13 protein-coding genes are annotated in these 12249 nt (G+C 73.3%); 3 read left to right on the forward strand and 10 right to left on the reverse strand.

The window, feature by feature from the left end; all coding sequences use genetic code 11:
* Window positions 1-64 precede the first annotated feature (64 nt).
* The gene (locus tag OF852_RS06470; protein WP_271120978.1) at window positions 65-1120 is read right to left on the reverse strand and encodes a magnesium and cobalt transport protein CorA; all 1056 of its coding nucleotides are present in this window, start codon (window positions 1118-1120) and stop codon (window positions 65-67) included.
* Window positions 1121-1159: 39 nt separating this feature from the next.
* Between OF852_RS06470 and OF852_RS06475 the strand changes: the two genes are divergently transcribed.
* Window positions 1160-1726 carry an RsmD family RNA methyltransferase gene (locus tag OF852_RS06475; protein WP_271120979.1) on the forward strand — a complete coding sequence of 189 codons (567 nt, stop codon included), beginning with the start codon at window positions 1160-1162 and terminating at the stop codon, window positions 1724-1726.
* A gap of 40 nt (window positions 1727-1766) precedes the next feature.
* Here the strand turns inward: OF852_RS06475 and thiL are convergent, their stop codons facing one another.
* Window positions 1767-2777 (reverse strand): thiamine-phosphate kinase, encoded by a 1011-nt coding sequence (thiL, locus tag OF852_RS06480; protein ID WP_271120980.1) that lies wholly within the window; start codon window positions 2775-2777, stop codon window positions 1767-1769.
* A complete protein-coding gene (locus tag OF852_RS06485) occupies window positions 2774-3373 on the reverse strand; it encodes a hypothetical protein (protein ID WP_271120981.1) in 600 nt (199 codons plus the stop codon). The genes thiL and OF852_RS06485 overlap by 4 nt, the downstream gene beginning before the upstream one ends.
* Before the next feature lie 37 nt (window positions 3374-3410).
* On the opposite strand from OF852_RS06485, the gene OF852_RS06490 reads away from it, so the two are divergent.
* A complete protein-coding gene (locus tag OF852_RS06490; RefSeq protein WP_271120982.1) occupies window positions 3411-3920 on the forward strand; it encodes a DUF3515 family protein in 510 nt (169 codons plus the stop codon).
* A gap of 19 nt (window positions 3921-3939) precedes the next feature.
* Here the strand turns inward: OF852_RS06490 and OF852_RS06495 are convergent, their stop codons facing one another.
* Together OF852_RS06495 and OF852_RS06500 are read right to left on the reverse strand one after the other, a co-directional pair.
* Window positions 3940-5028, reverse strand: coding sequence for a D-alanine--D-alanine ligase family protein (locus OF852_RS06495; RefSeq protein WP_271120983.1), 1089 nt, complete (start codon window positions 5026-5028; stop codon window positions 3940-3942).
* A 4-nt stretch (window positions 5029-5032) separates the two neighbouring features.
* Window positions 5033-6055, reverse strand: a complete 1023-nt coding sequence (locus OF852_RS06500; protein WP_271120984.1) for an NAD(P)H-dependent glycerol-3-phosphate dehydrogenase — start codon at window positions 6053-6055, stop codon at window positions 5033-5035.
* Between the two features lie 39 nt (window positions 6056-6094).
* On the opposite strand from OF852_RS06500, the gene OF852_RS06505 reads away from it, so the two are divergent.
* Window positions 6095-6907, forward strand: coding sequence for an EI24 domain-containing protein (locus OF852_RS06505; RefSeq protein WP_271120985.1), 813 nt, complete (start codon window positions 6095-6097; stop codon window positions 6905-6907).
* A 343-nt stretch (window positions 6908-7250) separates the two neighbouring features.
* Here OF852_RS06505 and OF852_RS06510 read toward each other — a convergent pair whose 3' ends face one another.
* From OF852_RS06510 to OF852_RS06530, 5 genes are all read right to left on the reverse strand, one after another.
* Window positions 7251-7994: a lysophospholipid acyltransferase family protein gene (locus OF852_RS06510; RefSeq protein WP_271120986.1), complete on the reverse strand. Its 744-nt coding sequence runs from the start codon at window positions 7992-7994 to the stop codon at window positions 7251-7253.
* A gap of 29 nt (window positions 7995-8023) precedes the next feature.
* Window positions 8024-9403 carry a UDP-N-acetylglucosamine 1-carboxyvinyltransferase gene (murA, locus tag OF852_RS06515; RefSeq protein ID WP_271120987.1) on the reverse strand — a complete coding sequence of 460 codons (1380 nt, stop codon included), beginning with the start codon at window positions 9401-9403 and terminating at the stop codon, window positions 8024-8026.
* Between the two features lie 13 nt (window positions 9404-9416).
* On the reverse strand, window positions 9417-10022 hold the full coding sequence (gene leuD / locus OF852_RS06520; RefSeq protein WP_271120988.1) for a 3-isopropylmalate dehydratase small subunit: 606 nt from the start codon (window positions 10020-10022) through the stop codon (window positions 9417-9419).
* A complete protein-coding gene (gene leuC / locus OF852_RS06525; protein ID WP_271120989.1) occupies window positions 10022-11476 on the reverse strand; it encodes a 3-isopropylmalate dehydratase large subunit in 1455 nt (484 codons plus the stop codon). Before leuC ends, leuD begins: the two co-directional genes overlap by 1 nt.
* Window positions 11477-11684: 208 nt before the next feature.
* Complete coding sequence (locus OF852_RS06530) at window positions 11685-12248, reverse strand: FHA domain-containing protein (protein WP_271120990.1); 564 nt, start codon at window positions 12246-12248, stop codon at window positions 11685-11687.
* Window position 12249: the final 1 nt, after the last annotated feature.

Raw genomic sequence — 12249 nt, forward strand, 5'->3', positions numbered from 1 at the left:
CCGGTGCCGGGGACAGCCGCACGACGCCGTCCCTGGCGCAAGAGACATGTCTCTCGCGAGTCGGCTAGAGCCAGCCGCGGCGCTTGAAGACCGCGAAGAGGGTGACGCTGGAGGCCGCCATGAGCACGAGCGCGAAGGGATAGCCCCACGGCTGGTCGAGCTCCGGCATGAAGCGGAAGTTCATGCCGTAGATCGAGCCGACGAGGGAGGGCGCGAACAGGATCGCGGCCCAGCCCGAGATGAGCCGCGCCTCCTCCGCCTGCCGGTTGCTCGCGGCGCTGAGCCGCTGCGCCTCCTCGTTCTGCCGCTGCGTCACCAGGTTGTTGTTGACCTGGAGGATGTCGCGCAGCAGCACCCGGAACTCGTCGATCCGCTCCTTCGCCTGCACGACGTGGTCCGCGACATCCCGCAGCGACTGCTGCAGCTCGTCGCTCACCGAGCCGTCGACGAAGCCCGCCGAGAGCACGTCGAGGATCTCGACGAGCGGCGAGACCGCCCGCTCGAACTCGATGACCTCGCGGTTCAGCTGGTAGATGCGCCGCGACACCTCCGGGTCGCCGTCGAAGACCTGCGTCTCGATCTCGTCGATGTCGTTCGCGAGGCCCTTGACCACCGGCGCGTAGCCGTCGACGACGGCGTCGAGGATCGCGTAGACGACCGCCTCCGCGCCCTCGGCCAGCGCGCCCGGCGTCGACTCGATGCGCTCGCGCACCGGCGTCAGGCGCGGCGACTCCGCGTGCCGGACGGTGATCACGAACCGCGGCCCCGAGAAGACGTGCAGCTCGCCGAACGAGATCGACTCGGCCTCGTCGTCGTAGTGCGCCGCCTTGAGCACCATGAAGCGGGTGTCGCCGTAGCGCTCCACCTTCGGGCGCTGGTGGGCGGTGAGGGCGTCCTCGATGGCGAGCGGGTGGAGCCCGAACTGGGCCGCGAGCGCGGACATCAGCGACTCGTCGGGGCGGTACAGGCCGATCCAGGCGAGCGCGTGCGGGTGCGACTCGAGCGCCTCGAAGGTCTGCGCGAGCCCCTCGTTCTCGACGAGCCGGCCGCCGCCCTCGTAGACGACGTTGTTCACGACGCCCGGCGTCGTGCGGGTCGCCGACGCGCGCTCCTCGATCACGAGCCCGATGCTAGGCCCGCGCGCCGCTAGCGTGGAGGCATGACGCGCATCATCTCGGGCTTCGCGGGATCCCTGCGGCTCAAGGTGCCGCCGACGGGCACCCGCCCCACGACCGACCGGGTGCGCGAGGCGATCTTCTCCGCCCTCGACGCGCAGGATGCGATCCGCGGCGCGCGGGTCCTCGACCTCTATGCCGGCACCGGCTCGCTCGGACTGGAGGCGGCATCCCGCGGGGCGGCGAGCGTGACGCTCGTCGACAAGGTGAATGCCGCGACCCGCATCGGCCGCGAGAACGCTGCACTCGTGCGGCGGGCGGCCCCGCGCGGCGCGGAGCCCGAGATCACGGTGACCTCCTCGCCCGTGCAAGCCTTCCTCGGCGGCGCCGGGAGGCGGTGGGATCTCGTGTTCATCGACCCGCCCTACGAGCTGGGCGGGGCCGAGCTCCGGCACAACCTCGACGCGCTCGTGCCCTGCCTCGCGGAGGGTGCCGTGATCGTGCTCGAGCGCGCCGCCCGGGATGCGCTGCCCGAGCTGCCGGACGGGCTCGAGATCGAGCGCCGGCGCGACTACGGCGAGACGGCGATCTTCTGGCTGCGGGGGGACTGAGCCCCCGCGCGGCGCTCGCCCGCCGAGAGGCGGGGAGGGCTCAGCCCGCCGCGCCGTCCCAGTCGGCGTAGGGGTCCCAGCCGCCGCGCTCGTCGGCGGGGACGCCGTCGACCGCGACCCCCTCCCCCGCGGCGACCCGGCCGATCGCGCGGAAAGCGCTCGGCACCGACCCCGGCGGGAAGGCCGCGAGCAGGGCGTGGTCCTCGCCCCCGGTCAGCGCCAGAGCGAGCGAGGGCGCACCCGCCGCGACCGCCGCGCCGTCGAGCTCGAACCGGACGCCCGAGGCGCGCGCGATCCGGCGGGCGTCGAGCAGCAGCCCGTCGCTGACGTCGAGCATCGCGGTCGCACCGGCCTCCGCCGCCGCGACCCCGGCCCCGATGGGCGGCGAGGGCGCGAGCTGCGCGGCGAGGGCCCGGGGCTCGCGCTCGCGGAGGGCGGCCGCGAGCTCCGCGCTCGGCTCGCCCCCGGCATCCACCGCCTCGGCGAACAGGAGCCGGATGCCGTGCCCGGCATCCCCGAGCGGCCCCGACACCGCGACGACGTCGCCGACACGCGCGCCCGAGCGGAGCACCGGCTCCCGCCCCTCCAGGTCGCCGAAGGCGGTCACGGCGAGCGTCAGCGTCGCCGAGACGCTGAGGTCGCCGCCGACGACGCCGCAGCCGGGCGCGAGCGCCTCGCAGCCCTCCCGGAGCCCCTCGGCGATGCCTTCCAGCACCTCGACCGGCGTCGCCGCCGGCGCCGTCAGCGCGACGACGAGCGCGGTCGGCCGGGCGCCCATCGCGGCGACGTCGGCGAGATTCGTCGCCGCCGCCTTCCAGCCGAGCTCGCGCGGGCTCGACCAGGCGAGCCGGAAGTCGGGCCCGTGGATCATGGTGTCCGTCGTCACGACGACCCGCCCGTCCGCGGCCCGCACGACCGCGGCGTCGTCGCCCGGGCCGATCAGCGTCGCCTCCCCGCGCGGGAGGCGGGGCAGGATGCGCGCGAGGACCTCGCCCTCGCCGAGCGAGCCGAGCGTGCCCGCCCCGGTCGCGTCGCCGGCCTCCCCGCTCATCGCCCGATCATCTGCGAGAACACGACCGAGATCACGACGCCCGAGACGAGGAAGATGACGACCACGACGCCGACGATCCCGCCGATGAGGAGCTTCGCGCGCCGGAGGGCCGCGGGGTCGATCGGCTCGCTCGCCGCCTCGATCGCGGCCTGCTGATCGGCCTCCGGCAGCCAGCCGACACGCTCGCCCGCTGCGGCGATGCGCGCCGCGAGCACGCCGGTGTCCTCGAGCGAGTCGCCCGAGCGGCGCCACTGCCCGTCGGCGCCGCGGCTCATCGACCAGCCGAAGGACCTCGTCCGGACCGTGCCGACATGGACCTGCCGCGAGGAGCTCGTCGGCGTGGTGGTCACCTCGTCGATGCGGGTGTCGGCGCGGCGGCCGGCCGCGGCGCGGAAGCGGCCCGTCGCGGCATCCGCCGTCACCTCGACGACGAGCGGGAGCTCGGAGGCCCGGAACCCGCCGTCCGTCGGGCGCAGACGGCGGCGGGGCTGCCGCGGAAGGGTGAGCCGGAAGCCGTCGGCCGTGCGCGAGACGGCGTCCGGCGCGTCCGGGAAGGCCTCCCGCACGGCGGCGGCGAAGGCGTCGATGTCGGGCATGGGCATCCTCTCGGCGTGACCACGCTAGCCTTTCACGGTGCCCGCCCGACACCGCTCCGCCCTCGCGATCGTCGCCCTCCTCGGGGCCGGGATCGCGCTCTCCGGGTGCAGCGCGATCGTCCCGCTGGAGCCGGCGGCCGGATCGAACGACCCGCTCTGCGCGGCCGTGACCGTCCGCCTCAAGGACACCACCGACATCCAGGGCCTCGAGCGCCGGGAGACGAACGCGCAGGCGACGACCGCCTGGGGCGACCCCGTCTCGGTCGTGGTGCGCTGCGGGGTCGAGGCGCCCGAGGTGTCGGAGCTGCCGTGCATCGAGATCGACGGCATCTTCTGGCTCCGCGACGACCGCGACGCCCCGAACCTGGTGTTCCGCAGCTTCGGGCGGGAGCCCGCGGTGGATGTCGCGGTCGACAACGACGTGGTGAGCTCCGGCATCGTGCTCGGCTCGCTCTCGAACGCGATCGGGCAGACCGAGGGCAACGGACGCCGGTGCACGAGCCTGGATGACACGGTCACCGGCGAGGACGGCCCCGCGGACGACTGAGCCGCTCGGCCCGGACGGCTCAGCGTCGCGCCGCGAGCCCCAGCTCGATGAGCTCGGTGATGAGCTCGGGGTACTCCATGCCGGAGGCCTGCCAGCACTTCGGGAACATCGAGATCGGCGTGAAGCCGGGCATGGTGTTGATCTCGTTGAGCACGAACTCGGAGCCCGTGTAGAAGAAGTCGACGCGCGCCAGGCCCGAGGCGCCGACCGCCTCGAACGCGCGGGCGGCGATCGCCTGCATCGCCTGCAGCTCCCGCGGACGCAGCGAGGTCGGGCAGATCAGCTCCGCCGCGCCGTCGTCGAGGTACTTCGCCTCGAAGTCGTAGAAGTCGCGGCCGCGCACCACGATCTCGCCCGCGACACTCACCCGCGGCAGGCCGCCGTCGCGCCCCTCGAGCACCCCGCACTCGACCTCCCGGCCGACGATGCCGGCCTCGACGAGCACCCGGTCGTCCTCGGCGAAGGCGGTCTCGAGCGCCGCATCCAGCTCGTCCCAGTCGGCGACCCTGCTGACGCCGACGGAGGAGCCGGCGCGCGCGGGCTTCACGAAGACGGGGAGGCCGAGGGAGCGCAGGCGGGAGCGCCACAGCACCCGATCCCGCTCCAGGCCCTCGCGGGTGACCGTCCACCACGGGGCGACCTCGACGCCCGCACCCTGCAGGACCGTCTTCGCGAAGTGCTTGTCCATCGCGAGCGAGGAGGCGAAGACGCCGTTGCCGACGTAGGGGATGTCGAGGAGCTCGAGCCGGCCCTGGATGGTGCCGTCCTCGCCGAAGCGGCCGTGGAGGATCGGGAAGGCGATGTCGATCTCGCCGAGCGACTCGCTCTCGCCGTCGGCGCGGCGCACCCACCACTCGCGGGAGTCCGCGGACTCCGGGGTCGAGACGCGCGAGCCGTCGTCGATCACCCGGGGCAGCTCGGCGTCGAGGCGGAAGCGCTCCGGATCGTCGGGCTGGAGGGTCCAGGCGCCGTCGTGCGTGATCCCGATCGGCACCACCTCGAAGCGCTCGCGGTCGATCGCGCCGAGCACCCCCGCGGCGGTCGCGCAGCTGATCGCGTGCTCGCTCGATCGGCCGCCGAACAGCAGCGCGACCCGGATCCTCGTCACTCGATCACTCCCCCTGGGGCTCTGCGGTGTCGGTCGTGAGATGCGGGGCGATGTCCCGCGGCTCCAGCGTACCGGCGAGCACCTCGGCGACCTGGCTCACGATCGGCATCTCCACGCCGCGCTCGGCGGCGAGCTCGAGGACGGGCGCCACCGAGGCGAGCCCCTCCGCCGTCTGGTTCATCTGCGCGATCACGTCGCGGTACGCGAGCCCCTGCCCGAGGAGGCGCCCCGCCGTGTTGTTGCGGCTGAGCGGCGACTCGCAGGTGGCGATGAGGTCGCCGAGCCCGGCCAGCCCGCTCAGGGTCTCCGGCCGCGCGCCGAACGCGACCGCGAAGTCCGTCATCTCGACGAGGCCGCGCGTGATGATCGACGCCTTCGTGTTCTCGCCGTAGCCGACGCCGTCGACGATGCCGATCGCGACCGCGATGAGGTTCTTGAGCACGCCGCCGAACTCGGTGCCGATGACATCCGTGTTCACGAAGCTGCGGAAGTAGCGGCTGGATGCGGCGACCGCGATCTCGCTCGCCGTGGCGACCGACTCGGCCGACACGACGGCGGCCGTCGGCTGCTCCTTCGCGATCTCGAGCGCCAGGTTCGGCCCCGAGATGACGGCGGTGCGCGCCGGCCCGATCGCGAGCTCCTGCTCGATGACCTCGCTCATGCGGTACCGGGTCCCGCGCTCGACGCCCTTCATGAGCGACACGACGATCGCGTCGGCCGGGATGAGGTCCCGCACGATGCGGAGGTTCTCGCGCAGCGACTGGCTCGGCACGCTGAGGTACACCTGCTCGGCGCCCTCGAGCACCTCGGGCAGGCGCGGGCTCGCCCAGAGGCCGCGCGGCAGGTTGATGCCCGGGAGGTAGTCGCTGTTCCGGCGCGACTGGCTGATCTCGCGGGCGAGCTCCGGGCGGCGCGCCCACAGGCTCACCCGCGACCCGCCGTCGGCGAGGATCTTGGCGAAGGTGGTGCCCCAGCTGCCGGCTCCGAGGACGGCGACGCGGCGGGCGGGCTGAGCAGGTTCGGACATCCGGGCCATTCTCCCCGATGGGGGCTCTAGCGTGGAGGCGTGACCCGCCGGAACCGCCCATCGATGCTCCGCGAGCTGCTCGCGGGCGCCGGCCTGCTCTGGAGGGGGCTCGGGATGTGGTCGCGGCATCCCGGGCTCATGCTGCTGGGCGCGGTGCCGGCGCTCCTCGTGTTCACGCTGCTCGGCGCGCTCGTCGTGGTGCTCGCCCTCAACATCGAGGGGATCACGGCATGGATGACGCCCTTCGCCGACGACTGGGGTGCGGGGGCGGCGAGCCTCGTCCGCATCCTCCTCGGCGCGGCGCTCCTGATCGGCGCGATCGCCCTCGGCGTCGCCTCCTTCACCGCGGTGACGCTCGTCGTCGGCGAGCCCGTCTACGCGCGCATCTGGCGCGCCGCGGAGCAGGATGCGGGCGGCTTCTCGGAGGCGCCGCTCGGCTTCTGGCGCTCGGCCGGGGATGCGGTGCTGCTGATCCTGCGCGGCATCGGGGTCGGCCTCCTCGTCTTCGCGATCGGCCTGGTGCCGGTCATCGGGCAGCTCGCCTCGCCGGTCGTCGGCGCCCTCCTCAACGGGCACGTGCTCGCCCGGGAGCTCACGGGCCGCTCCTTCGAGGCGCGCGGGATCACGGCATCCGGGCGTCGAGCCCTGCTGCGCGGGAACCGTGCGCGCGAGCTCGGCTTCGGCGTCATGACGCAGCTCTGCTTCCTCGTGCCGGGCGGGGCGGTCGTGATGATGCCGGTCGCGGTCGTCGGCGCGACCGCCCTCGCGCGCTCGATGCTCGCCTCGGTTGCGCCGCCGCATCCCGCCGTGCCGTCCGTCGCGCCGCCCGCGTCGCCCGCCTCCGCCTCCTGATGCACCCCGAGCGGTCGCGGATCCCGTCCCCGCCGCCTGCACGCCGCGACGCCACTCGCCCCGACACGCCCGTGAGGGGTCCCATATGACCGGTTCGGGAGGCCGGAACCCGTCATATGGGACCCCTCGAGCCCTCGAACCGGATGCGGCAGCCGACCCGAGGATTCCGTCCCTCGGGGACGTCCCGAGAAGCGGAGATCGACCCGCACGTGCCGACAGGCCCGTGAGGGGTCCCATATGACCGGCTCGGGAGGCCGGAACCCGTCATATGGGACCCCTCACGAGGTCGAAGGCGCGGCGGGAGCGGGCGGGGCGCGGGGCGCCGGGCGCGGGGCGCCGCGGCCTACGGGCGGCCGAATTCCGTCTGGCCGTGCTGCGCCGGATCCCAGCGCTCCGCCGGCGCCCGCTCGCCGCGGAGCTCCTCGAGGAGCGCCGTGATCGCATCCATGACGTGCTCGGTCGCGGCGGCGAGCTCCTCCGAGCTGAGCGGCCGACCCGACCACGCCGCGAGGTCGACGGGCTCGCCGAAGGCGAGGTCGATGTGCTTGCGCGGGAACGGCCGGAACCTCGAGGAGTAGCGCCCCATGAGCTGCTGCGTGCCCCAGTGGGCGGCCGGGATGATCGGCACGCCGCGCTCGAGGGCGGCGCGCACCGCGCCCGACTTGCCGCGCATCGGCCAGAGGTCCGGCTCGCGCGTCAGCGTGCCCTCCGGGTAGATGATGACCGACTGCCCCCGCTCGGCGAGCGCGGCGGCCGCCGCGAGCGGGTTCGCGCCGCGGCCCGAGCGCTCGACGGGGATCTGGCCGAGCCCGCGCAGGAAGCCGCCGACCACGGGGATGCGGAACAGCGAGGCCTTCGCGAGGAACCGCGGCACCCGTCCCAGCCGGAACAGCGCGTAGCCGACCACGATCGGATCGATGTTCGTGAAGTGGTTGGGCGCGAGGATGAACGCCCCCGTCGCCGGCACCCGCTCGCGGTGGTGGTAGGTCACCTTCACCCACGAGGCGATGATCGGGATCGCGAAGACGGCGAGCACCCGCCAGGGGGCGGTCTTCTCGGAGGTCGTCTTCGTCGTCGCAGGGGCCACGGGATGCCGCTCCGGCTCGCGAGCCGCGCTCAGCCCGCGAACTCGAAGTCGGCGCCGAGCCCCTCGAGCTTCTCGACGAAGCCCTCGTAGCCGCGGCTGATGATGCCGAGGTTCGACACGGTGGAGGTCCCCTCGGCGGCGAGCGCCGCGATGAGGTAGCTGAAGCCGCCGCGGAGGTCGGGCACGTGCACGTCGGCCCCGTGCAGCTTCGAGGGGCCCGTGATGACGGCGGCCTGCTCCAGCTTGCGGCGCGGCACGCGTCGGGTCACCGACTCGAGGCCGTCCTGGTGCACGACGATGTCGGCGCCCATCTCGTTGAGCGCGCTCGTGAAGCCGAGGCGGTTCTCGTACACGGTCTCGTGCACGACCGACACGCCCTCCGCCTGCGACAGCGCGACGATGAGCGGCTGCTGCCAGTCCGTCATGAAGCCGGGGTGCACATCCGTCTCCACCTGCACGGGCGAGAGCGGCCCGCCCGGGTGCCAGAAGCGGATGCCGTCCTCCTGGACGTCGAACTTCCCGCCGACCTTCCGGAACACGTTGAGGAAGGTCATGAGCTCGGGCTGCCGCGCGCCCTTCACGACGATGTCGCCGCCGGTCGCGAGCGCCGCGGACGCCCACGAGGCGGCCTCGTTGCGGTCGAAGATGGCGCGGTGCGTGTAGCCCTCGAGGTGCTCGACGCCCTCGATGAAGATGGTGCGGTTCGGCTCGAGCCAGATGATGGCGCCCATCTTCTGGAGCACCGCGATGAGATCCATGATCTCGGGCTCGATGGCCGCGTTCTTGAGCTCGGTGACGCCCTCCGCGCGGACCGCGGTGAGCAGCACCTGCTCGGTCGCGCCGACGCTCGGGTACGGGAGCTCGATGTTCGCGCCCTTGAGACCGTCGGGCGCGGTGATGCGGATGCCCTCGTAGCTCTTGTCGACGATCGCGCCGAAGGCCCGGAGCGCATCCATGTGGAAGTCGATCGGGCGGTCGCCGATGCGGCAGCCGCCGAGGTCGGGGATGAGGGCCTCGCCGAGGCGGTGCAGCAGCGGCCCGCAGAACAGGATGGGGATGCGGCTGGCGCCCGCGAGGGCGTCGATCTCGGTGAAGTGGGCCCGCTCGACGTTCGTCGGGTCGAGCACGAGCACGCCGTCGTCGGGGCTCGACACGCGGACGCCGTAGACGCCGAGCATGTCGCGGACGATCTTCACGTCGCTGATCATCGGCACGCCCTGGAGCACGCTCGGCGACTCGCCGAGGAGCGCCGCGACCATCGCCTTCGTGACGAGGTTCTTCGCGCCGCGGACGTCGACCGTGCCGCGCAGCGGCTTGCCGCCGTGGATCGTGATCTTGTCCGACTTCAGGCCGACGCGCTCGCCGGCCTTCGATGCGTCCTTCGTGAGCGAGCTCGCTGAATCCGCCATGTCCACCAATGCCTCACTGACCCTGCGGGACCGGGAGGGTCCTGGGTCGCCATGCCGCCCGACGCGCCTCGAATGCGGTGATCGCATCCTCGTCGCGGAGGGTGAGCGCGATGTCGTCCAGCCCTTCGAGCAGTCGCCACCGAGTGTAATCGTCGATCTCGAAGGGGAACCGGAGGCCGCCGGCCGACACGGTCCGCGTCTCGAGGTCGACGGTCGCGTGCGTGCCCGGCTGCGCCTCGACGGCCGCCCACAGCTGCTCGATCTCGGACTCCGAGACGGTGCCCGCGAGGAGCCCCTGCTTGCCGGAGTTGCCGCGGAAGATGTCGCCGAACCGCGGCGAGATGACCGCGCGGAACCCGTAGTCGCGCAGCGCCCAGACGGCGTGCTCGCGGCTCGAGCCGGTGCCGAAGTCGGGGCCTGCGAGGAGGACGCGGGCGCCGGCGTACGCGGGCTGGTTGAGGATGAACCCGGGGTCCTGCCGCCAGCCGTGGAAGAGGGCGTCGTCGAAGCCCGTCTTCGTGACGCGCTTGAGGAACTGCGCCGGGATGATCTGGTCGGTGTCGACGTTGCTGCGCCGCATCGGCACGGCGACGCCGGTGATCGCGGTGACCTTCTCCATCAGGCCATCGCCTCCTCGGTCCGGGCCGCGAGATCCGCGGGGCTCGACAGGGTGCCGCGGATCGCGGTCGCCGCGGCGACGACCGGCGACACGAGGTGGGTGCGCCCGCCCTTGCCCTGGCGGCCCTCGAAGTTGCGGTTCGAGGTGGAGGCGCAGCGCTCGCCGGGGGCGAGCTGGTCGGGATTCATGCCGAGGCACATGGAGCAGCCGGCGAAGCGCCACTCCGCGCCGAAGGCCTCGACGATCTTGTCGATGCCCTCGGCCTCCGCCTCGATGCGCACCCGGGCCGAGCCCGGCACGACCATGACGCGCACGCCATCCGCCTTCTGCTGCCCCTCGATGATGGCGGCGAAGGCGCGCAGGTCCTCGATGCGGCTGTTCGTGCAGGAGCCCATGAAGACCGCGTCGACCGGGATCTCCTTCATCGGGGTGCCCGCGGCGAGGTCCATGTACTCGAGCGCGCGCTCCGCGGCGGCGCGCTCGTTCGGGTCGACGATGGATGCCGGATCCGGCACCGCCTGCGAGAGCGACACGCCCTGCCCCGGGTTCGTGCCCCAGGTGACGAAGGGCTCCAGCTCGTCGGCGTCGAGGAACACCTCGGCGTCGAAGACGGCGTCGTCGTCGCTCGCGAGCGTCTCCCAGTAGGCGACCGCCTCATCCCAGTCGGCCCCGGTCGGCGCGTGCGGGCGGCCCTCGAGGTAGTCGTAGGTGGTCTGGTCGGGGGCGACCATGCCGGCGCGGGCGCCCGCCTCGATCGACATGTTGCAGATCGTCATGCGGCCCTCCATGGAGAGCGCGCGGATCGCGGAGCCGCGGTACTCGAGCACGTAGCCCTGGCCGCCTCCCGTGCCGATCTTCGCGATGACCGCGAGGATGATGTCCTTCGCGGTGACGCCGGGGCGCAGCTCCCCCTCGACCGTGATCGCCATCGTCTTGAAGGGCTTGAGCGGCAGGGTCTGCGTCGCCATCACGTGCTCGACCTCGCTCGTGCCGATGCCGAAGGCCATCGCCCCGAAGGCGCCGTGCGTGGAGGTGTGCGAGTCGCCGCACACGACGGTGATGCCCGGCATCGTGAGGCCGAGCTGCGGGCCGACGACGTGGACGATGCCCTGCTCGACGTCGCCGAGCGAGTGGATGCGGACCCCGAACTCCTCGGCGTTGCGGCGGAGGGTCTCGATCTGGGTGCGGCTCGTGAGGTCGGCGATGGGCCGGTCGATCGCGAGCGTCGGGGTGTTGTGGTCCTCGGTGGCGATCGTGAGGTCGACCCGGCGGAGCGGACGGCCCGCCATCCGGAGGCCGTCGAAGGCCTGCGGGCTCGTCACCTCGTGGACGAGGTGGAGGTCGATGTAGATGAGATCCGGCTCGCCGTCCTCGCCCTGCTTGACGAGGTGGTCGGCCCAGACCTTCTCGGCCAGGGTCCTGGGACGCTCGGCCCCGCTGTCCTTCGTGCTCATGCTGCTGATTCCTTCGACGTCTCGGTCGGCCGGGTTCCCGTGGCGGGCGACGCTGACTCCGCGACGAGGGGGGCCGTGGTCAGGCCTCGTCGCGGCGAGGAAGGAGGAGGTGCCGGTCGAGCATCTGCCGATTCTAACAGCGCGGATGCGGGCACGGCTGACGCTCGTCCTCGACGACCGCGGCCGGTCGAGCGGCGCGCCGGGGCGGCTACGCGCGGGCGACCGCGATGCGGAGGTCGCCGAGGTGCACGATGTCGCCCGCCTCGAGCTCGACGGCGAGCCCGGGCGGCACGATGCGCTCGGCCTCGCCGCCGCGGGCGAGCTTGACGCCGTTGGTGGAGCCGAGGTCGACGATGCGGAGGCCGTCGCCGGCGGGCTCGACGAGCGCGTGGGTCTTCGAGACGGTCTTGCTCTCGTCCTCCAGCGGGACGGCGCGGGCGCCGGGGCGCTCGGCGGGCGCGGTCGGCCGGCGGCCGAGCACGACGGCCGTGTCGACGTCGATGTGCCGCCCGCCCTGCGGCGAGAGCCGCCACCCGCGGATCACGATCTGCGGGTTGTCGGCGGTGACGGGCGCAGCCGGCTCCTCCGCCTTGAGCGGCACGCCGCCGAGCGGGGTCGGCGCCGGGGTGAAGACGGGCGCGGGTCCGGTCGTCTCGGGTGCGCGTCGCGCGGGCACCCGCCGCGTCTCGGACTCGGTCGGCGCCTCCGGCTCGCGACGGGGCTGGAACCCCGGGGGCGCGCCGATGAGGAACGGGTTCTGATCGTCCGCCACG

Source organism: Homoserinibacter sp. YIM 151385, assembly GCF_027912415.1.
GTDB lineage: Bacteria > Actinomycetota > Actinomycetes > Actinomycetales > Microbacteriaceae > Schumannella.